Here is a 21,376-nt window from a genome sequence, read left to right as displayed (position 1 = left end):
ACTACGGCTTCTTGGTCGTGTTGGAAGCGGCGTTGGTTGCCGGCTTGTCTTCTTTCTTATCCGTGTTGCCAGCGGCGTTGGTTGCCGGCTTCGCGGTGTTCGACGTGTTCGAAGCAGTCGTGTTCGTCGAGTTCGTCGTGCCGGACGAGTTCGTCGTCGTCGTCGTGGTCGTCGAAGCGGTGTTCGACGTGGTGTTCGCCGGCTTCATGTTCACATTGTTCGCCGGAGCGGTTTCACCGCAAGCGGCGCCCAACAAGCCAAGCGTCATGATTGCTGAAAGAGCAATAACTTTTTTCATTTGTAAATTCTCCTGTCTTCTTCAAAGATTGTTTTGTTATTTTACGACCGCCCTAGGACAGTCGTTGTTCACGATTCTTTATTTCGGAACAATCGACAATATAAAAGGTGGAAAATGCTAAGTCAACCCAAAAAATGTCAAAAAATGGGATTTTCACAAAAAAAATATAAAATTTTCTCACTTTTCTCACCGTTAAAAATCACCGATCCTAACTCAGGTTCGAACTTCGTGTCTGTTGACTAAAACCTTTTCGAAAAGTTATCTTCAATTTGCGAGTAAATTCACACATTTACCGCCTTTTCACCCGAAATCCGATCCCGACCGAACCACCGGCTATTCCTATGAACCCAACTAAAATGCCGAAAGTTAAAACGAACTCCCAGACAATCAGTTTTTTGCTGACGGGGCTTCTCGCGCTCTCAGCGCTGACGGCGACGTTCCTGATTTCGAACTCCGATCTTGCGTTCGAGTCCAAACGACTGATCTTTGCCGCGATCGCCATCTCGTACGTCGCGCTGACCGCGGGCTTCTTTCTCTGGCAGCGCTCGCGCGACGGCCGCCGCGCGGCCGCAAGCCCGTTCGAACCGATAAACGAATCGGTGGAAGGAAAGCTGTTTGCGCTCGAAGAAGCGAGCGAGTTTTTCGGCGCGTCACTCAAATCCGCCGATATGTTTCGTCTTGTCGCGAGCCGGATCAACGAGATACTCCCATTTGCCGCATGCGTCCTTTTTCTCGCGGACGACGAAGCAAAGACGATTGTTCTAAAATACGCATTCGGCGAGAATCCCGAAAAGTTCGCAAATGCCGACATCGAGGTCAACCGAAGTCTGGCTGCCAAGGCGTTCTTGAGTCGGGCGAGTCAACTCGATTCCGCGAACGCGTCCGACCGACGCGTTTTTCCGCGCGAACTCGTCTCGAAGTTTGGTTCGGCGTTGGCCGTTCCTTTGTTTCGAAATACGGAACTATTTGGGGTCATCGTTCTTTACTCGAAGACTGACGAAAGCTACGACGCGGGTTCGCTGACGTTGGCGGAGGCGATTGCCGTGCGCGCCGCGCCGCTGTTTACGAGTTCGATGGCGTTTGAACGAAGCGTGTCGAACGCGCTCACGGACACGCTGACAAATCTGCCCAACGAACGCGGTTTCTTTCTCGTCCTCGAGAATCAGATCGCCGAGTCGCAGCGCAACCGCGACGATCGTCCGTTGACGGTTCTCGCCGTCGATATCCGGAACTTTGAAGAATTGAATGCAAAACACGGCCACGTGATAGGAGACAGCGCCCTCGAATTCGCGGCGGGCCTCATTAAAAAGCAATTGCGGCAAATGGACGTCTTGACGCGTTCCGTCGGCGACGAGTTTCTCGCGGTATTGCCGACGGCGGGCGAGGCAGTCGCCGAAGAGATCAAGGATCGAGTCGCGCGCGCCTTCGTGAGTTGTCCGTTTGAGAAGCTTTCAGGCGAGAAAGTCTTTCTGGAACTCAATTTCGGATCAGCGACGTTTTGGCGCGACGGCGAGACCGCGCCTGATCTGCTCCGTACCGCGCGCCTGAAAAAAGATCAGGACAAAAACAGCGTCCGCGGAAAGGTCCTCTGGTTTCCAAAGGAATACGTCAATTGAAACACGAACCCTGGATGACGGGATTGATGTTGTTTCCGTGCGCCTCAGTTTCGACCACTTGACGGATCTAGGCGGTGATCGGTCGCCGGCGCCGCTCAAGTCTCGAACGGTTTTGTTGACCACAGTTTGTTTTTCTCGGCAAATCGGGCAGAATCACTTCAACACGATTCTCAAATCGTGCAAACGGAGCGTTTAATGGCAAAGATCACTTTCTTCGGCGGCGTCGGTTCGGTGACCGGCTCAAAGTATCTGCTTGAATCGAACGGACAGCGTATCCTGGTTGATTGCGGCCTGTTTCAGGGCGACAAGGAACTCCGCGAGCGAAACTGGCAGGATCCGCCGTTCGATCCGAAATCGATCGACGCGGTGATCATCACGCACGCTCACATCGATCACACGGGATACTTGCCGCGGCTCGTCAAACTCGGATTCAACGGGAACGTTTACTCGTCGCGCGCGACGTGCGATCTTCTGAAGATTCTTTTGCCCGATTCGGGGCGGCTTCAGGAAGAGGACGCCGATTACCGGAATCGCCACGCGCTGACGACGCACTCGCCGGCCCTGCCGCTCTACGACGAAGCCGACGCGAAGGCCGCGCTCGAATTGCTGGTTCCGGTCGCGAACGACGGCAAACCGATTGAGATCTGCGACGGGATCCACGCGAGTTTTATGGTCGCCGGCCACATTATGGGCGCGAGTCTGGTGCTTGTTGAACTGGCGAACGCGCGCCCCGACGGTTCGAGCATTCGATTCTTGTTCTCGGGCGATCTCGGGCATTATGATCAACCGATCGTCAAAGATCCGTCGCCGCCGCCGGCGTGCGATTATCTGATGTGCGAATCAACGTACGGAAACCGGCTTCACGGCGAGGTGACGTCGGACGTCCAGCTTGCGGAGATCATCAGGGACGCATACGAACGCGACGCTCCGATCCTTATTCCGGCCTTTGCCGTCGGGCGGACTCAAGAGCTTTTGTATATGATCCGTGAACTCGAAGACGAGCATAAGATCCCGTCGATGCCGGTCATCGTCGATTCGCCGATGGCGTCGCAGGCGACGCAGGTATACAACCGCTGGAGCGAGGAACACGACGAAGAATACGCGTCGATCCTCGCGCGGAAGATCCATCCGCTCCGGACAGACTGGATGAAGACCGCCTCGACCCGTGAGGAATCAAAGCGGATCAACGATATGAAAGGACCGAGAATCATCATTTCGGCATCCGGAATGATGACCGGCGGACGCGTGCTCCACCACGCCATCCGGATGCTCCCCGACGAGCGCGCGACGCTCGTGTTCGTCGGCTATCAGGCGGCCGGAACCACCGGACGGAGAATCCTGAACGGTGAGGACGAGGTCAAGATAATGAAACAGTGGATTCCGGTTCGCTGCCGCATCGAGAAAGTCGAAGGATTCTCGGCTCACGCCGACTGGAAAGCCGTCATCCGTTGGCTCGAAGGTTTGCCGAACACTCCGAAAATGGTCTTCACGACTCACGGCGAACCCGATGCGGCCGAAGCGATGGCCGGACATATCCGCGACCGCTTCGGCTGGAACGTAATGGTTCCCGAATACCAGCAGACGGTCGAACTCTGAGTCAGCGCAAAGCAGTGAAGAGTGCAGAGTGCATAGTGAATAGTGCATAGTGGATAGTGCAGAGTGCAGAGTGCATAGTGGATAGTGCAGAGTGAATTTTCAGGGTGGTTTCGATATCGCCCGACAAGAGCTTTGCACTATGCACTATGCACTACGCACTCTGCACTATCCACTATGCACTATTCACTGAGTTAACGTCACTCGTATCGCAGACACTCGATCGGATCGAGACGCGAAGCTCTTAAGGCGGGAACGACGCCAAATACCAGGCCGATCCCGATCGAGATCCCAAGGCTGACGACGATCGCGCCGATCTCGATGATCGCCGGAAGCGACGGGAATATGAGCATAATGAGCTTGCTGATCCCAACCGCGAGGACGACGCCGATAAGGCCTCCGAAGAACGTCAACGTCATCGCTTCAAGCAGAAATTGCAGCACGATCGCACCCTTGGTCGCGCCGATAGCCTTTCGGATCCCGATTTCCTTTGTTCTCTCGGTCACTGACACAAGCATAATGTTCATCACGCCGATGCCGCCGACGAGCAAACCGAGCATCGATATCGCTATCGCCGCAGACTTTACTCCAAAGACGATGCCTTCAAACTGGGCGATGAAATCGCTCGCGGTCTTGAGATCGAAGTTGTTCGGCTCCTCGAACTTCACGCCTCGGCGCTGACGCAATATCCCTTCAACCTCAAGCGCGGCGTCCGTGACCTTTCCGGATTTCGCCTGAATGACCTGCAAAACCGCGTCACGCGTCGGGGCGACCTTGCGCGCGGTGCGGTATGGAAGATAGACCTTCCGATCCTCTTCGTTCTCGCCAAAGAATCCGGCCTTACGTTTTTCGATGACGCCGATCACTTCCCACGTCGTGCCGTTCATTCTCACGACCTTGCCGACGACATCGTCCTGCTCGTCAGGGAACAACGCCTCAACCGCATTGACGCCGAGCACCAGAACATTCCTCCGCTGATAATTGTCCGAATCGGTTATCCAGCGGCCCTGTCGGATGACGAGGTTGGTGATCTGCATATAGTTCGGCGTCACGCCGTCGGTCAGCGCCCAACGATAGTTCTTGCCTTCATAAACGAGATTGTCGTCGAAGCCGCTGCCCCACGAACCGATGTTGATCGCGACGAGCGAAATGTCCTCGACCGCCGACGATTGCGCGAGGATCGCGGTCGCGTCGTCTTCGGTCAGCGGCTTGCGGTTCCGCTCGTCCCGGTTGCGGTTCCCGAAACCGGTCGAAAGATGAAATGCGTAAATGTTGTTCGAGCCGTATTCTTCGATGATCGAGACGATCGACTGGCTCATCCCGTTGAGGATCGAAAAGACGACGATCCCGGTGATCAGGCCGATGACGATCCCGAGTACAGTCAGGGCCGAACGGAATTTATGAGCCATTATGCTCTCGAACGCCATTTTCAGGACTTCTTTTGGTAATGTTCCGGATAATTGCATCTTTACTTCCTCAAGATTTTGCGAGCGCGACGATCGGATCGAGTTTCGACGCCTTCCAGGCCGGATAAAGTCCCGCGAGAATTCCGATGACGCTCGAAACGATGACGGCGATCGCCATATATTTGACGGTGATCGTCATCGTCATTTCGAGAAGCGCGCCGACGACCTGCGTCGCGCCGGCGGCAACGATCAGACCAAGCATCCCGCCGACGATGCAAAGCGACGCCGATTCGATAAGAAATTGAACCATGATCTGATTGCGCGTCGCGCCCAGCGCCTTTCGGAGCCCGACCTCGAACGTTCGTTCGGTGACCGACACGAGCATAATGTTCATCACGACGATCCCTCCGACGAGCAGCGTGATCATCGTGATCGGGATGACGACCACCGCGATCGCGTTCGTGAACTGATCCATTTGCGACCCGAATTCATCGGTGTTGACGATGCTGAAGTTGTCCTCCTCGCTGCCGATCAGCTCTCGCTTGTTGCGCAAGACCAACCGCGCGTTCTCGATCGCTTCCTTGAGCGTTTCTGCATCAGCCGCCTTGCCGTGAACCTGCAGGCCTCCATCGCGCGAGAAGATCTGATTGTGCAGAGTTATCGGGATATAAATGTTGCGGTCCATCGAGTCGCCGAAAAACGATCCGCGCTTTTCCTCGACGCCGATGATCAGCAGAGGCACGCCGCGGAGCTTGATCGACTTTCCGATAGGGCTCCCGCTCGGGAAGAACTTTTCCTGCAGATCCACTCCGATAACGCAGACTTTCGCGGAGCGCTCGACTTCCGGGTCGGAGATAAAACGCCCTGCGCCGATGGTCTTGTCCTCGATATCGACCATATTCGCGGTCACGCCCTGAATTCGCACCGAAGGCATTTCAATCCCGTCCTGCGTGATGTCGGCGCCTGCCCCCATCGCCGCACCGACCGAAAGGCACATCTTGCAGTTATCGCGAACGTATTGGAATTCCTCCCAGTTGACGTCCTTGTTGCGGCGGTTGCGCCGTTCGTATTCTTCGTCGGAAAGCCGTCCCGTGTTCGCCATCCGCGTCATCATAAAATGGTTCGAGCCGAGAACCTTCGAGACTTTGTCGACGACGTAAGTCTTCAAGCCATCGATCGAGGCGCCGACGATGACGACCGCGGCGACGCCGATGATGATCCCGATCAATGTCAGGAACGCGCGGAGTTTGTGTTCGAAGATCGATTTGATGGCGATCCCGAAAGCATCGTAATAAAAGGAATATAACTTCCGCATAGGACTGGTTTGCGGAGACCGCGAATGCAATTTCGAAAATCCCGCGAAATGATTTGTTTGAAAACGGTAAACCCGCCCGTAAAAAGGTCGGACAACAATGGTAACGACACGTTCGCCGGTTTAGTTTCGGGAAAAGTTCGTTTTGTCCGGTTTGCAATAGATTTCGTGGGGCGTGTTATACTTTTCCTTTGTTTTGACCAAGTTAAATTCCAGGAGAAATCAGTTTTGAGCGTTTTAGTTGACAAGAACACGCGCCTCATCGTGCAGGGCATTACCGGCAAGGAAGGCACATTCCACACACTCCAGATGATCGACTACGGGACGAACGTCATCGGCGGCGTCACGCCCGGAAAGGGCGGTTCGACCCACGAAGGCGTTCCGGTCTTCAACACAGTCGCGGACGCCGTCAACGAAACCGGCGCGAACGCTTCGGTCATATACGTTCCGCCAGCATTCGCCGCGGATGCGATAATGGAAGCGGCCGACGCCGGGATCCCGCTCGTGGTCGCGATCACCGAAGGAATTCCGATCACCGATATGGTGGCCGTCAAAGAGTATCTGCGCGACAAGAAAACGCGGGTCATCGGTCCCAATTGTCCCGGTATCATTTCTCCCGGAAAATGCAAGATCGGCATTATGCCCGGCCATATCCATAAGGAAGGGCGCATCGGCGTCGTCTCGCGGTCGGGAACGTTGACGTACGAGGCTGTCGGACAGCTGACATCGCTCGGACTTGGCCAATCGACGGCGATCGGAATCGGCGGCGATCCGATCATCGGGACCAATCATACGGATGCATTGCGGCTTTTCGAAGCTGACGACGAGACGGACGCGATCATTATGATCGGCGAGATCGGGGGCACGGCCGAGGAAGATGCGGCCGCCTATGCCAAAGACAATGTGACGAAACCGATCGTCGCGTTCATCGCCGGTCAAACTGCTCCTCCGGGACGCCGTATGGGTCACGCCGGCGCGATCATTTCGGGCGGAAAGGGAACCGCCGGCGAGAAGATGAAGGCACTTCGCGAGGCGGGGATCCGCGTTGTCGAATCGCCGGCGGACATCGGCCGCGCGGTGGTCGAACTTCTTGGATTGAAAGCGGGAGCCTGACGGCCCGGGAGCATTTGATATGCGGGAAAACGAAGCTTTGATCCGGCGTTGGTTCAACGAGGTCTGGAACGATAAGCGGGAATCGACGATCGACGAACTGCTCGGCGACAACTGCGTTCATCGCGGGCTCGGCGGAACAGAACCGATCGAAATACGGGGTTTGGAACAGTTCAAGGGGTTCTTTCGGGCGTTCATTGATGCCTTTCCTGATATCGAAGTAACGGTTGAGGACGTTGTGCTCGACGGCGATAGACTCGCGGCGCGTTGCACGGTTCGCGGAACGCATACGGGCGGCGGCCTCGGCGTCGGAGCGTCCGGACGCCGGGTCGAATTCACGGGGTTGGGCATGTGCACCATCAAGGACGGAAGATTAGTCGAGGTCTGGAACGAGTTCGATTTTCTGAAGATGTACGATCAGCTTGGACTCGTTTCGCTGAGACTCGGATGAAATTCTCGCACTCTTTTCGCGTAGCGGCCGGCGATATCGACGAACAGGGGCACGTCAACAATGTCGCCTACGTTCGTTGGGTCCAGGAAGTCGCCGTCGCGCATTGGAATGCGGCGGTCGATGCGGAAACGCGAGACGCGCTGACCTGGATGCTGACGCGGCACGAGATCGACTATCTGAAGCAGACGTTTGACGGGGACGAGGTGACGGCAACAACCTGGGTTGGAAAGGCGACGCGCGTCACCTGTGAGCGCTTTACCGAGATTTTGCGCGGAGACGACGTTCTGATCCGCGCGCGGAGCGTCTGGTGTTTGATCGACCGGTCCAGTTTGAAACCGGCTCGGATCTCGGGCGAAATGCGAGTCGTTTTCGAGATGGGCTAGCGTTTTGCGCGCAGATTGTTTTCAGGCATTACTTTTATTGATTGATTTTTCGGGGTTTTACGAAACCGCGGCAAATAAAGAGAGGACAAATTATCAAAATGAGCAATTTAACATTCGGAATTATCAAACCCGACGCGGTCGGGAAAGGGCATACGGGAAAGATCATCAGCCGCATTCTCGGCAACGGATTTCAGATTCGCGGAATGAAGCTGATCCATCAGTCGAAGAAACAGGCCGAGGGCTTTTATGCGGTTCATGCCGCGCGTCCGTTTTTTGGGGAGTTGACCGAGTTTATGTCGAGCGGTCCGTGCGTCGTGCTTTGCCTGGAAAAGGAAAACGCGGTCAAAGAGTGGCGCGATCTGATGGGCGCGACGAACCCGGCGGAAGCCGCGGAGGGCACGCTGCGAAAGGATTTTGCCGGTTCGATCGGCGAGAACGCCGTCCACGGTTCCGATTCGGACGAAAATGCGGCGATCGAGATCGCTTATTTCTTCAGCAAGCTTGAATTAGTTTAGTTAAAAGGATATAAAAGTCCGTAAGTTCGTAAAGACAAACGCTTTCAAACCTTCGGATTTACGGACTTCAATCCTGTTCTCAAGGACGAACAACTGATGAAAATATGCCCGAATTGTCAGCGTGAGTTTCCGGATACGATGCGTTTCTGTCAGACCGACGGGACGCCCCTCGGGGAAGCGGTCGAAGATGTCCAGGCCGTCGATCCGTTAAAGACTCAGATCGTCCGACAAGATGAGATCGCGGCGATGATCCCGCCTGACGACCCGTTCAAAACAATGGTCGCCTCGCGGATCGACGTGAAGGAAGACGACGAAGACGACGTTCTACAGATTCCGCAGGACTTCGATCCGATGGCGACGATGGTCGTTGCACCGTTGGGCGCGCCGGAAAAACAGACTCTCGAGGATCTGGTTTCCGACCCTCCGGCATTCGATTCGCTCAAGGAAGAGATCAAGCCTGATGTTCCGGCAGTATTTTTTGACGCGCCGATCGCGCCGCCGATAAGCGAGCCGCCGGCCCCGGTCTTCAGCGAACCGGTAATCGAGGCACCCAGTTTTTCTGATGTTCCGGCGCCTGCACCGGCTGACGATGAAGTTCCGGTGACGATCTTTCAATCGAATTTTGATTCGCAGTCGCCGCAGGAACCTGAAGTTGCGTCACCGTTCTCGACTCCGCCACCGAGCTTTGACGCGCCGCTGAGCGAACCGATCGCGCCGCCGCCGTTCGAAGCGCCGCAGGCGCCGATTTCTTCGCAACCTTCTTCGCCGTTCTCGACTCCGCCACCGAGCTTTGACGCGCCGCTGAGCGAACCGATCGCGCCGCCGCCGTTCGAAGCGCCGCAGGCGCCGATTTCTTCGCAACCTTCCTCGCCGTTTTCGACTCCGCCGCCGAGGTTTGACGCGCCGGTGAGCGAACCGGTTGCGCCGCCGCCGTTCGAAGCGCCGCAAGCGCCAATGGCTTCGGAACCTTCTTCGCCGTTTTCGACTCCGCCGACGAGTTTTGATCCGCCCGTCAGCCAACCGATCGCGCCGTCGCCGTTTCAGCCGACACCGTTCGACGCGCCGCAAGCGCCTGCCAATCAGGCATTTCAGCCTGCGGAATGGAATGCGCCGCCGGCTCCGGTCGGTGAATGGGGTCAGCAAGGGATCGGCGCGGACACGCCGTTTCAACCGCCTGCAGTCTCCGGTCCGAGCCAAATGCTGGCAATTATTTCGCTCATCACCGGTGTTCTCGGGTTTCTCCTGATGTTCGGCGGAATCGTGCCGATCGTTTCGTTGATCTGCATTCCGGTTTCATTTCTCTTGGCGATAAGCGGGATCATCACTGGATTTCTGGCGCGTAGCCGGGCGGCGAATGATCCCGAGCACTATGCCGGGTCGGGACTCGCGCTCGGAGGGATCATCGGTGGCGGCGGAGCGATTCTGGTTTTTGTTGGATTGCTGATTTTGGGCTTTTTGCTCGGGTTTATGCTCAGGTAGTCCGGGCGCGAAATTGATTTTATGTCGATAGTCTCAGATGTTATCAAATCTACCGTTGCGGTGATCAAGGGGATGAAACGCACGATCTCCGAGATTCCGCGTGAAAAATGGACCGTGCAGTATCCGGATGTCCCGGTCACGGTACAGCCGCGATATCGCGGACAGCATTTGCTTCACGTTGACGAAAACGGCAAGGAGAAATGCGTCGCGTGTTATCTTTGTGCGGCGGCCTGTCCGTCGGAGTGCATTTACATTGAGGCGGTCAACGATCCGCGGCCGTACGACGAACGTGTCGGACGCGACGAGCGCTACGCGAAGGTTTACAACATCGATTACGGACGCTGCATCTTTTGCGGTTTCTGCGTCGAGGCGTGTCCGAAGGACGCGATCACGCACGGCTACAACTTCGAGATCTCCGTCTATAACCGCGCTGACCTTTTGAAGACGAAAGACGATCTGTTGATCACAAAACAGAAGCAGTCGAAGAACTACCGGGTCGCGCTCTCGACCGAGGACGTCGATTCCGAATATAAAGAAGTTTAGTGAACCCGCATTTGAAAGCCGACCGGGGATGATCTGCGAATTGCCGATTGACCCGGTCGCCGTATTTTAGCCGATATGGATCCCGCTGAACTTCCGCCGACGGCGAAAGGCCGGAACTACGAACTCAAGGCGATCGGACTCCGCGAATTCGCCGGACTTCGGCGAGACGAACAGCGGCTCGATCCGTTTGACCTTGCCGCTTACGCCAAACTTCTGGTCGTGACCTACGAACAGATGGCTCCGTTTCTTTCGGGAGAAACGCGTGATCACCTACTGACCGACGGCAAAGACGCCTGGTCCGGCGGCGCATGTTCGCAGAAACTCCCCGACGGACGAAAACTGATCGTACTTAATCCGACGCACGGTTCGAACCGGCAGAACGCGACCTTGATGGAGGAGATCAGTCACGTGTTTCTCGGGCACCAGCCGTCGCGGCTCGCGATCAAGGCGGTCAACAAGCAAGGCAAGACGATCGCCCGCGACTACCGGCCGGAGATCGAAGAAGAAGCTTACGGCGTCGGCGCGGCGGCGCTTGTGCCCTACTCGGCGCTTAAACGATTCATCCGGCGCGGAAGGACTTCGCGCGAGATCGCGCGGCATTTCAATGTCAGCCGCGAACTGGTTGAATACCGGATCAAGATCTCGCGTTTGTGGGACGAATACGCGAACTCGATCCTTGTTAACCGCGATTATTGAATTTCCCCGGTTACGGAACTACAATTTCAACTAATGGAAGAACATCACCCGGAAACCAAAGCGCCGGATACGAGTCTGTCGGTCGTCGACAAGCTGCGAATGCTGCTCGACATCACCAAAACGATCAGCCGCTCGCTTGATCTCGACGAGGTTCTGACGCTTGTTATGGAAACGCTCGACTCGCTTATCCACTATGATGCCGCCGGAATCTATCTCATCGAGAACGACAGGTCGGGCGACAACCCCTACATCTTCAAATCGAAGGCGATCAGCGGTTACGCGGTCCCTTTCTCATTGGTCGAGCCGCAACTCAAACTCGGCGAAGGATTTATCGGGTATTGCGCGCAGACGGGGCGTTCGATCATTTCGGGCGACGTCAGCAAGGATCCGCGGTATTTTCACGCTCGCGACAACACGATCTCGGAAATGGTCGCCCCGATCGTCTCGAACGATCAGGTGATCGGGGTTTTCGACCTCGAGAGCGACAAGCCCGACGCTTATTCGGCGGACGATCTTCAGATCCTGCAGCTTCTCGCGTCGCAGGTGGCGATCATCATCGAAAAGGTCGAACTTCACGAGCAGCTTGTCGAGAAGAAGCGGCTTCAGGCGCAGCTCGAGATCGCGCGTCAGGTGCAGCTCGAACTTCTTCCGGATCACGACCCGAAGGTCAAGGGATTCGACATCAGTGCCTATGTTTTCCCGACGGAACAGGTCTCCGGCGATTATTACGATTGGGTAAAGGTGTTCGACGACCAGGTCGGGATCATCGTCGCCGATGCAGTCGGAAAGGGAATTCCGGCGGCGCTTCTGACGGCGTTTCTGCGCGCCTCGCTGCGGCTCGCGGTCCAGATCGGATACGCGCCGCATATCGCTCTTTCAAAGGTCAGCAATCTTCTTTGGGACTCGGTCGAATCGCATCAGTTCATAACCGCGATCTACGGCATTCTCGATGCGACCAACAAGACATTTGTATTCTCGAACGCGGGCCATAATCCGCCGTTGCTGATCACGCCGGACGGCGAGCACCGTTTTGTCGAGTACGGCGATCTCCCGCTCGGAATGTTCCGCGAAATGCGCTATCACCAGCATTTCATCAAGTTCGACGAAAAGCAGGTGTTGGTCCTCTATACCGATGGAATCACCGAAGCCGCCCGCGAGGACGGCGAAGAGTACGGGCGTGACCGTTTTGTCGAGCGTGTTCTCGAAGGGATCGATCTGCCGGCAAGGGAACTTGTCGATCATATCCGCAAGGGCGTCGCCGATTTCACCGAACGGAAGTTTCTCGATGATGACGGAACCCTGTTTATCGTCAAGGCGCTATAAGAATCGAACACAAAAAAAAGAGGGAACGCGGGTTCCCTGGATCAGAATTCCTTCCGCGTTCCTTCTTTCGTCTGTGAACTTGTTCAGTGTCCGGTGGCGGATGAATGGACGTTGTCGCCGCCGGGAACGATCGGGGCCCGGTAATCGCCGTAATTGACCTTCTCGTTCCCGGTTGAAAACGCGTAAACGTCGAAACCGAAAGCGTCGAAAAACTGGATCAGTTCGACCGACCGATCGATGTAAACGACCTCCGCGTATCCGAGTTCCGCGCGAATCTCGAGCAATCGCTCGACAACTTCAAGCGGGGCGAAACATTTTACCGGGTCATTATAGGTAGCCATTCTTATTCCTTCCAGCCGTGTTCAAAAGCCGGCGTGAACATCTCCTTTGATTACGCATCTGATTCAAAGGTTGTTTTCTTATTTTTTTACAACCAATTTCGTGCGGGAATGCTCTAATCTTGAAGACGGAAAAAGAATTGTGTTTTCGATTGAGAAGTATTAAAGTAAGTTCCAAATCTTTCCGTGGAGTAAGGAGCAGTGATAATGAAAAATAACGTGCGTATCGTTTTTGGACTGGTTTTTATGAGTTTGTTCGCAGGCTTGGCGGTTGCGCAGGAAGATCGCGTCGTGTCCTCGGTCGGAAGTATCTACGTTATCTCCGCCAAGGCCGGCGGCGTAAGCTACGTCGAAGGCAAGGTCTCCGTGGTTCGCAAGGAAGGCAAGAGCGGGCTTCTGATAAAGGACGATCAGATCGAGGTCGGCGACCGTGTCAGCACGGGCCCGGACTCGAAGGCCGAGATACTGCTCAACCCCGGTTCGTACTTGCGTTTGGGGGCGAACACGAGTTTCGAGTTTCTGACAACAAGTCTCGACGATCTCAAGCTTAAGCTGCACGGCGGCAGTGCCGTCGTCGAGGTTTTGGCTTCCGATGAATTCGCGGTCGCGATCGCGCTGCCGAACGCCAGCCTCAGTCTGACGCGCTCGGGAGTATTTCGGATCGATGTTCTGGGCAACGGTTCCGGACGTGTTTCTGTGTGGAAAGGAAAGATGTTCATTGACGGCGATAGCGAACTGAAAAGCGGCCGCGCGTTGGTGGTCACCGGTTCGAACACGACGGTCGCGAAATTCGACCGCGACAGTCCTGACGATCTCGATACGTGGAGCAAATTGCGCGCCAGGGAGATCTCGTCGGTGAACGCGCGGCTCGAACGTGATTCGATGCGCAATTCGCTTTTGAATTCGTACAACAACGGACGTTGGAACGCGTTCAATTCCTTCGGGCTCTGGGTCTTCGATCCGTTTCGAAGGATGTGGTCCTTCCTTCCGTTCGGCTCAGGCTGGGGCTCGCCTTACGGCTATGACTATCGTTTCGATATGTGGAATTACTGCAATATGCCTTATTGGGTCTATACCAATCCGAATGGAAATGGAAATGGAACCGGAACGGGCGGCGGCGGTTCGACGGGCGGCGGCGGAACGACAACCGTTCCGAATGCGAACCGCGAGCGTACCGACAACCTCAGGACTCCGCCGTTCCAGCGAACGAATCAGGCCGGCAGCCGGGTCGAGCGGAACGAATCTGATTCGCCGGTTTTCAACGGTTCGGGCGACGGAATGAATACCAACAATCAACGTCGGCGAGTTGAGAGCGATGATTCGCCGAATAACGACTCGAAGCCGGTTCGGACTCCGCCTCCGCCTCCGCCGACTCCGATCATCGTGATTCAGAATCCGAATTCCAAGTCCAAGGACAACTAGATCTGTTGCAGAATGCAAAGAAAGGGCGATGCCGAAAGCGTCGCCCTTTTTTCTACATTCCCAACCAAAGGTAGATCGCCGGAGCGTTCGCATCCGGCAGCGGTTGCGGGAAATACGGTTGTAAGATCAATAATGCCGACTGAATGCCGTTGAAGACGAAATGCAGGACGACGCACGGCAGAAGTCTGCCGGTGCGCGCCCTGACCAGCGTCAGGACAAGGCTTAGTGAAAGCAACAGGAAGATCGTCGAATAACTCGGAAGATACTGCGGCACGTGAACGATCGTGAACAATAGCGTGACCAGCACGGTCGAAGATGCAGTCCCCATAGTTTTCCGTGCGGCGGAATAGAGGACGCCTCGATAGACGACCTCTTCAACAAACGGCGCCGAGAATGTGGCGACGAGCGCGATCAGGATCGTTGCCTCCCGCGAACTGCGAAGCACTTGGAGGAGTTGGTTGTCCTGTTCCGGAAAATAATGGCCGACGACCGCCGCAAATGCGAAGAAGCCGCCGATGATCGCGATCCCGTGCCAGGCGCGGAATGATCCGAAGTCCCAGCCGAGAGCCTCGAAATAGCCGACTCGTTTCGTTCGGCTGATGATGAACCACGAGATAACAAGCGTCAGTATATGCGCCGGGATGATCGCCGCGATATTCAAGATCAAGGCGGTCTTGTTGCCCTGCAAAAACTCGCCCAGATTTTGTGAGTCGATCCCCATCATCATCGCGTAGGGAAGGACGGCGAGCGCCGGGAGAATCAGGATCAAAAGAACGCTCACGATCCAAAAGATGATCGCGGGGACGAGTCCCCACGACGGATCGTCCGGCGAGACCGCGTCGGAGCCGGAATCTGAGCGGTCAAGCTCCACAGCCGCCGTATGTTCGATAAGTTCTTCGTTTTGCACGGGTTCGAGTTTAGCGAAAACTTAAACGAGTTCCAAGTTTGAATTTTCGGTAAAATCGGGATAACCTAAAATCCCGTGGAGCAACACGGAATCAATCCCGAACAAAATGTGGTAGCAGTGATCCCGGCGCGTTACGCATCAACGCGACTTCCGGGCAAATTGTTGCTTGAAATCGGCGGAATTCCGCTCGTTGTTCACACGTTGAATCAGGTTCGCAAGGCGCTGAGCGTTACCCGAATCGTCGTCGCGGCCGACGACGAACGGATCGCGAGTGCGGTCCGGTTCCACGGCGGCGAAGCGATAATGACCGCGAAGACGCATCAGAGCGGCAGCGACCGCATCGCCGAGGTTGCGGAAAAGCACCTCGCGGCGGGTTCGATCGTGGTTAACGTTCAGGGCGATGAACCGCTGATCCCGCCGTCGACGATCGATGCGGCGGTCGCCGCGGTCTTGAGCGACACAACGGTCGATATCGCAACGACCAGCGAGCCGATCAACGAGATCGAAGATGTTCTGAGCCCGCATGTGGTCAAGGTCGTCGTCGATCGAAATGGGAACGCGCTTTATTTTTCGCGGTCTCCGATCCCGTTTCCGCGCGATTCCGTCGACCACTTTGGTTCGCTCGAACTCGCGCTCGAAAGCGATTCGACGTTGCTTCGCGTGTTCCGGAAACACACCGGTCTCTACGCATACCGCCGCGAGTATTTGCTTGAGTTTTCAAGAATGGAAAGATCTGCACTTGAGCGTCTTGAGATGCTCGAACAACTGCGGGCTATCGAGAACGGGGCGAGGATCAGGATCGTCGAGGTTTCGGAAAGTTCGATCGGCGTTGACACGGCGGCGGATCTTGAACGGGTCCGTGCCTTGATCGAGGGCGCGCGACGATGAACGACTGGGTGGGACTGTTGTTTTTTGCGGGTCTCTTGATCGCGATCTGGGCCGGGCTGAAAATGCTTTCAAAACCCGTTCGGAAGACCGAAGAAGAATTCGAACGAAGCGTCGCGGAAAGCGCCTCGATGCTCGGCGCGAGTATGAACGCGCTACAGGAGATGCTGAATCCGGAGGCCGCGAAGGCGCGGGAAGTGCAAACGGAATTAAGAAGCGGACGTTTCAATCGCAAGAAACGTGAAGGAAAAGCGAACGGCGGATCGGAAAGTCCGGAATCATCTGATGAATGAGGAAAAAACAATGACGAAATACATATTTGTAACGGGCGGCGTAGTTTCAAGCCTCGGAAAGGGTCTGGCAGCGGCATCGATCGGATGTTTGCTGGAATCGCGCGGTATGTCGGTTCAAATGATGAAACTCGATCCTTATATCAACGTCGATCCCGGAACGATGTCGCCGTTTCAACACGGCGAGGTCTTTGTTACCGACGACGGCGCCGAAACGGACCTCGATCTCGGACATTACGAGCGCTTCACGAGTGCCAAGCTTTCGCAGGCAAACAATTGGACGAGCGGCCGTATCTATCTCAGCGTCATCGAAAAGGAGCGGCGAGGCGACTATCTCGGCAAGACGATTCAGGTGATCCCGCACATCACGGACGAGATCAAGGCGGCGGTCCGGAAGGTTGCGGATCAGGAAAAACCGGATGTGCTGATCGTTGAGATCGGCGGCACCGTCGGCGATATCGAGTCGCTGCCGTTTATGGAGGCGATCCGCCAGATCGGTAACGAAGAAGGCCGCAATAACGCGATCTTCGTGCACGTCACCCTGGTGCCGTACATCGCCGCCGCGGGCGAACTCAAGACGAAGCCGACGCAGCACTCGGTGAAGGAACTTCGCGAGATCGGAATCGCGCCCGACATTCTGCTGTGCCGATCCGACCGTCCGCTGTCGCTCGATCTCCGGCGCAAGATCGCGCTGTTCTGCAACGTCCACGAAAATGCGGTCATTTCCGCGCTCGATGTGAAGACGATCTACGAGGTTCCGCTCGCGTTCCACGAACAGGGTCTCGATTCGTTGATACTGGACGATCTTCATATCCGCGAGCAGTTTCCCGATGCGAATCTGAAGAAATGGCGGGAACTGGTCGCGACGATCAAGGAGCCGACCGACGGCGAGGTCAAGATCGCGATCGTCGGCAAATACGTTGAACTTGAAGATGCCTACAAGAGTCTGCGCGAAGCTCTGACGCACGCCGGAGTGGCGAACAACCTGCGCGTCAAGATCGACTGGCTCGAATCCGAGAATCTGGTAAAGGACGACTACGAGACGGATCTTCACGACTACGATGCGATCCTCGTCCCGGGCGGGTTCGGAAAGCGAGGTGTTTCGGGAATGATCCGTGCGATCAAATACGCGCGCAAGTCCGGAACTCCATATTTCGGCATCTGCCTCGGAATGCAGACGGCGTGCATCGAATATGCCCGCAACGTTTGCGGTTTGCGCGATGCCGATTCGACCGAGTTTACGCCCGAAACGCCGTTTCCGGTGATATTCAAACTTCGGGATCTGGTCGGTGTCGATGAACTTGGGGGCACGATGCGCCTCGGCGCCTGGGACTGCAATCTCAAGGAAGGCTCGCTCGCCAGAAGCGTTTACGGCGAAACCGAAATGATCAGCGAACGCCATCGGCATCGCTTCGAGTTCAATCCTGAGTACCGGAGCGTTCTTGAAAATGAAGGTCTGATCTTCAGCGGCGTTTCTCCCGACGGAAAATTCGTCGAAATGGTTGAACTCCCGCGCGACGTTCACCCTTTCTTCATTGGTTGTCAGTTCCATCCCGAATACAAGTCGAAGCCTTTGGCGGCACATCCGCTTTTCGCGGCGTTTGTCCGCGCGGCGCACGAACATCGCCTGAACAGCGAGAATCTCGCGGATGATGTGAAAAGCGACAAGCAGATTGAAATGCCCGAACGGGCCGAGGTCGTCGGCGAAGAGTGATCTCCGGTTCGCTCCCGGTTGGAGAACTATCGGATCGGTGATCTTTCTTATATAGTAAGGCTAATGGCGGGAATCAACTCTTTTAATGTGGAAAACGTCGGTTTCGGCGACGGTGCGCTGAGCTTTATTCTTGGCCCGTGCGTCGTCGAGTCTGAAAAGCACGCGCTCTTTATGGCGCGCTCGATCAAAGAGATCTGCGGCGAGGTCGGCGTTGAGTTCGTTTACAAATCCTCCTTCGACAAGGCGAATCGAAGCTCGATCGAGAGTTTTCGAGGCGGCGGTATGGAATTCGGGCTCTCGGTGCTTCAAACCGTGAGGTCCGAGCTTGGACTGGCGGTGATCACCGATGTCCACGAACCGTGGCAGGTCGAACCGACGGCGGCCGTCGCCGATATTCTTCAGATTCCCGCTTTCTTGTGCCGCCAAACAGATCTGCTGATCGAAGCGGCCCGCTCGGGTCGTGCAGTGAACGTCAAGAAAGGACAGTTCCTCGCGCCCTGGGACGCGAGAAACATCGTCGACAAGCTTCGGGGCGCCGGGTGTGAGCGGATATTGCTGACCGAGCGCGGCGCGAGTTTCGGCTACAACAACCTGGTGGTCGACCTTCGGAGTTTTCCGATCATGCGTTCGTTCGGTGTTCCGGTCGTGTTCGACGTCACCCATTCGCTTCAATTGCCGGGCGGACTCGGAAAGGCAACGGGCGGTCAGTCTGAATACATCGAAGATTTCGCGCGCGCCGGTGTCGCTTGCGGAATTGACGCTGTTTTTATGGAGGTTCACGATAATCCCTCGGCCGCGCCGTCGGACGGTCCGAACCAGTTGCCGTTAAACCGCCTGAAGCCTTTGCTCGTGAAGCTCAAGGCGATTCACGAACTTGTGAGCGGCGCCTGAAACGGCTCGGCTTACTTATATATATGAGAAATCTACTATCGTTGGTTCTTTTTGTTCTGGCCGTCTCTTTTTTCGGGGCGATCGGTTTTGCACAGACCGATACGCGCGCTTCCAAAACCTGGGAAGTTGCGAAGTACGACCTCAGCGTTTCGCTTCCTTCGGCCGAGACGGACCGATTTGTTTCCGCGCGTGCGAAGCTGACCTTGAGAAACGTGTCGACGGCGGTCGCTTCGAGCCTTTCGCTCCGGATCAGCCCCGCCGCCGAGATCTCCGCGGTGAAGATCGGTGCAGGCGCCGTCGATTTCGCGAAGAACGAAGAGAAGGTCGGTTCGGGGACGTTGCAGCGAATCGTGATCCGCTCGCTGTCGGTCCCGGTCGGCGCAACGATCGATACCGAAGTAACTTATCGCCTCCGAATCGACGAGAATTCCGGACTGGCCGCAACCACACCGCTCCGTACGCAACTGCTGCCGATGTCGTTCTGGTATCCGACGCCCAACAGTTGGTTCTTTCCGCGGGGCGCGGATTTCGCGCCGTATCGAATTCAAGTGACATCGCCCGGCGGGCTCGGTGTTCTGTCGGCAGGGAACGGGGTCTCGGGCGCGTTCGAGCAAGCGCTTTTGGGCCAACCGTTTTTCGTTGCCGGATCGTACGAAGTGGTCACGGTGCGGAACGTAAGCGTCCACCTCTCTAAAGGCGCCGGTGCGGATGAAAAGAAGCGAGCCGAAGACGTTGCCAATTTGGCGGCTGATGCGAAGGCGTATTTCGAAACGCTTTTCGGATCATCGCCGAACGCTCCGCTGCGCATCATTTCGGTCCGGCGCGGTGCCGGTTATTCCGATGCCGGAACGCTGCTCGTCGACGAGAACGTCTTTCGCCGGCAGAAGTTGGATTCGTTGACGGCGATGTCGGTCGCCGAATCGGTGGCGCATGTTTGGCTCGGCGCTTCGACATCGATCGCCGGCGACGGCGGCGGAGTCGTTCGCGAAGGGCTTGTACGGTTCGTTGCGACGGAGTTTCTCGAATCGAAGTACGGGAAGGAGATCGCTGATCTCGAGCGGTTGCGACAGCGAACCGCGTACGCCTCGGTTTCGAAGCGCGATGCTCCACTCAGTCAGATCACGCCGCTCGATGATTATTATTTCGTGACCAACGCCAACAAGGGATCTATGATCTGGCGGCTGCTCTCAAAGAAAATCGGCGCGGACGCGTTTTTCGGTGTTTTGAAGGCGAATATGAAGACCGGCAGTCTCGATCTTTCCGGCTTGCGAGCTGCGTTCGGGCAGCAAAAGGAACTGCTCGACTACGGATTCGATCAGCTCACGGATCTCGATCTGCTCATAGGCCTTCCGCAAGCCGGTACCGCTGAGACGAAGATGGCGCTCCGGAACACGGGATCGGTTGATGCGGAGGTTGACGTGATTGCCCTGACCGAGAAAGGCGAACGGCTTCGGAATATTGTCAAGATTCCGGCCAAAGGCTTTTCGGAAACGGCATTCAAGACGTTGTCGAAGATTGTACGGGTCGAGATCGATTCCGACAAGATCTTTCCACAGCTTGATTATTCAAACGATGTTAAGCCCGTCGAGGTAGATGAGAGCGACGCGCTCTTGTTTACGAAGCGTCCGTTCGACCGCCAGGATTTCCCGGCCGCGGAACGGAATGCGCGAATCGTTCTTCGGGACGTCCCTCGTTTTGACGATGTCCGGGTGATTTTGGCGCGGTCCCTGTTGGCGGAGGGCAAACTGTCCGATGCGGAACGGGAGTTTCGGGCAATTGTCGACGAAAAGCTGCCGACGGCGCGAAGTCTCGCGTGGGCGAACGTCGGCTTGGGCGAGATCGCCTTGAAGACCGGACAGCAAGCCCAGGCGATCGCTTTTTTTGATATTGCGATCAGGGCGTCAGCCGAGATCGGCGCCTCGCTCGCTGCGCGGCAGGGCAGACTCAAAGCAAACGCTCCGGCCGTTAACGACGAATCGGTCAAGGCGTTCTTCGCTTCATTCGACAAGGCTGCGATCTCGGCCAGCAAGGCGAATCTGGAAACCCTCATAATGGGCGGGGAGACTCCGAAGGCGTTCGTTGGGGGAATCGCCGGGCAGGCGCAGGAATGGACTTCGCGCGTGACCCAGATCGATGTCGTTGATCCGCTGAATGTTTTGGTCGAAGTCGATCTGAACATTCGAATCATCAACAAGAACCCCGAG

General features: G+C 56.2%; 21 protein-coding genes (1 of these 21 only partly in view). 16 read left to right on the top strand and 5 right to left on the bottom strand.

Annotated features, from left to right (window positions below):
- Nucleotide 1: 1 nt before the first annotated feature.
- Entirely contained in the window at nucleotides 2–298 is a 297-nt protein-coding gene (locus IPN69_13945) for a hypothetical protein (GenBank protein MBK8811813.1), read from the bottom strand.
- Between the two features lie 356 nt (nucleotides 299–654).
- Here IPN69_13945 and IPN69_13940 point away from each other — a divergent pair, with 356 nt between their 5' ends.
- Both IPN69_13940 and IPN69_13935 read left to right on the top strand, forming a co-directional pair.
- On the top strand, nucleotides 655–1,914 hold the full coding sequence (locus IPN69_13940; protein ID MBK8811812.1) for a GGDEF domain-containing protein: 1,260 nt from the start codon (nucleotides 655–657) through the stop codon (nucleotides 1,912–1,914).
- Between the two features lie 195 nt (nucleotides 1,915–2,109).
- The gene (locus IPN69_13935; GenBank protein MBK8811811.1) at nucleotides 2,110–3,510 is read left to right on the top strand and encodes an MBL fold metallo-hydrolase; all 1,401 of its coding nucleotides are present in this window, start codon (nucleotides 2,110–2,112) and stop codon (nucleotides 3,508–3,510) included.
- A gap of 197 nt (nucleotides 3,511–3,707) precedes the next feature.
- Here IPN69_13935 and IPN69_13930 read toward each other — a convergent pair whose 3' ends face one another.
- The gene (locus IPN69_13930; protein MBK8811810.1) at nucleotides 3,708–4,973 is read right to left on the bottom strand and encodes an ABC transporter permease; all 1,266 of its coding nucleotides are present in this window, start codon (nucleotides 4,971–4,973) and stop codon (nucleotides 3,708–3,710) included.
- Nucleotides 4,974–4,983: 10 nt separating this feature from the next.
- The gene (locus tag IPN69_13925) at nucleotides 4,984–6,228 is read right to left on the bottom strand and encodes an ABC transporter permease (GenBank protein MBK8811809.1); all 1,245 of its coding nucleotides are present in this window, start codon (nucleotides 6,226–6,228) and stop codon (nucleotides 4,984–4,986) included.
- A gap of 225 nt (nucleotides 6,229–6,453) precedes the next feature.
- On the opposite strand from IPN69_13925, the gene sucD reads away from it, so the two are divergent.
- From sucD to IPN69_13885, 8 genes are all read left to right on the top strand, one after another.
- Nucleotides 6,454–7,338, top strand: a complete 885-nt coding sequence (gene sucD, locus IPN69_13920; GenBank protein ID MBK8811808.1) for a succinate--CoA ligase subunit alpha — start codon at nucleotides 6,454–6,456, stop codon at nucleotides 7,336–7,338.
- 19 nt (nucleotides 7,339–7,357) lie between these two features.
- Nucleotides 7,358–7,786, top strand: a complete 429-nt coding sequence (locus tag IPN69_13915; protein ID MBK8811807.1) for an ester cyclase — start codon at nucleotides 7,358–7,360, stop codon at nucleotides 7,784–7,786.
- Complete coding sequence (locus IPN69_13910; GenBank protein MBK8811806.1) at nucleotides 7,783–8,169, top strand: acyl-CoA thioesterase; 387 nt, start codon at nucleotides 7,783–7,785, stop codon at nucleotides 8,167–8,169. Before IPN69_13915 ends, IPN69_13910 begins: the two co-directional genes overlap by 4 nt.
- 98 nt (nucleotides 8,170–8,267) lie before the next feature.
- Nucleotides 8,268–8,684, top strand: coding sequence for a nucleoside-diphosphate kinase (gene ndk / locus IPN69_13905; GenBank protein MBK8811805.1), 417 nt, complete (start codon nucleotides 8,268–8,270; stop codon nucleotides 8,682–8,684).
- 96 nt (nucleotides 8,685–8,780) lie between these two features.
- Nucleotides 8,781–10,163: a hypothetical protein gene (locus tag IPN69_13900; GenBank protein ID MBK8811804.1), complete on the top strand. Its 1,383-nt coding sequence runs from the start codon at nucleotides 8,781–8,783 to the stop codon at nucleotides 10,161–10,163.
- A gap of 21 nt (nucleotides 10,164–10,184) precedes the next feature.
- Nucleotides 10,185–10,706, top strand: coding sequence for an NADH-quinone oxidoreductase subunit I (locus IPN69_13895; protein ID MBK8811803.1), 522 nt, complete (start codon nucleotides 10,185–10,187; stop codon nucleotides 10,704–10,706).
- Nucleotides 10,707–10,781: 75 nt separating this feature from the next.
- Entirely contained in the window at nucleotides 10,782–11,402 is a 621-nt protein-coding gene (locus IPN69_13890) for an ImmA/IrrE family metallo-endopeptidase (GenBank protein MBK8811802.1), read from the top strand.
- Between the two features lie 33 nt (nucleotides 11,403–11,435).
- Entirely contained in the window at nucleotides 11,436–12,725 is a 1,290-nt protein-coding gene (locus IPN69_13885) for a SpoIIE family protein phosphatase (GenBank protein MBK8811801.1), read from the top strand.
- 83 nt (nucleotides 12,726–12,808) lie between these two features.
- Here IPN69_13885 and IPN69_13880 read toward each other — a convergent pair whose 3' ends face one another.
- Nucleotides 12,809–13,066 carry a hypothetical protein gene (locus IPN69_13880; protein MBK8811800.1) on the bottom strand — a complete coding sequence of 86 codons (258 nt, stop codon included), beginning with the start codon at nucleotides 13,064–13,066 and terminating at the stop codon, nucleotides 12,809–12,811.
- Between the two features lie 204 nt (nucleotides 13,067–13,270).
- On the opposite strand from IPN69_13880, the gene IPN69_13875 reads away from it, so the two are divergent.
- Complete coding sequence (locus IPN69_13875) at nucleotides 13,271–14,485, top strand: FecR domain-containing protein (GenBank protein MBK8811799.1); 1,215 nt, start codon at nucleotides 13,271–13,273, stop codon at nucleotides 14,483–14,485.
- Between the two features lie 52 nt (nucleotides 14,486–14,537).
- Here IPN69_13875 and IPN69_13870 read toward each other — a convergent pair whose 3' ends face one another.
- Nucleotides 14,538–15,392, bottom strand: coding sequence for a CPBP family intramembrane metalloprotease (locus IPN69_13870; GenBank protein ID MBK8811798.1), 855 nt, complete (start codon nucleotides 15,390–15,392; stop codon nucleotides 14,538–14,540).
- 90 nt (nucleotides 15,393–15,482) lie between these two features.
- On the opposite strand from IPN69_13870, the gene kdsB reads away from it, so the two are divergent.
- The 5 genes from kdsB to IPN69_13845 all read left to right on the top strand — a co-directional run.
- Nucleotides 15,483–16,280, top strand: a complete 798-nt coding sequence (gene kdsB, locus IPN69_13865; GenBank protein MBK8811797.1) for a 3-deoxy-manno-octulosonate cytidylyltransferase — start codon at nucleotides 15,483–15,485, stop codon at nucleotides 16,278–16,280.
- The gene (locus IPN69_13860; GenBank protein ID MBK8811796.1) at nucleotides 16,277–16,570 is read left to right on the top strand and encodes a hypothetical protein; all 294 of its coding nucleotides are present in this window, start codon (nucleotides 16,277–16,279) and stop codon (nucleotides 16,568–16,570) included. The genes kdsB and IPN69_13860 overlap by 4 nt, the downstream gene beginning before the upstream one ends.
- A gap of 10 nt (nucleotides 16,571–16,580) precedes the next feature.
- A complete protein-coding gene (locus IPN69_13855; GenBank protein MBK8811795.1) occupies nucleotides 16,581–18,281 on the top strand; it encodes a CTP synthase in 1,701 nt (566 codons plus the stop codon).
- Between the two features lie 63 nt (nucleotides 18,282–18,344).
- Nucleotides 18,345–19,172: a 3-deoxy-8-phosphooctulonate synthase gene (gene kdsA / locus IPN69_13850; protein MBK8811794.1), complete on the top strand. Its 828-nt coding sequence runs from the start codon at nucleotides 18,345–18,347 to the stop codon at nucleotides 19,170–19,172.
- 23 nt (nucleotides 19,173–19,195) lie between these two features.
- On the top strand, nucleotides 19,196–21,376 hold the 5' portion of the coding sequence (locus tag IPN69_13845) for a hypothetical protein (protein ID MBK8811793.1). Its footprint extends 81 nt past the window's final position; only the first 2,181 of its 2,262 coding nucleotides appear in the window; its start codon is at nucleotides 19,196–19,198; the stop codon falls past the right edge of the window.

The sequence above is a fragment of the Acidobacteriota bacterium genome (assembly GCA_016715115.1).
In the GTDB taxonomy this organism is placed as follows: domain Bacteria; phylum Acidobacteriota; class Blastocatellia; order Pyrinomonadales; family Pyrinomonadaceae; genus JAFDVJ01.
Note: the sequence above shows the minus strand (reverse complement) of the source record. Positions and strands in the feature narration are given on the sequence as shown.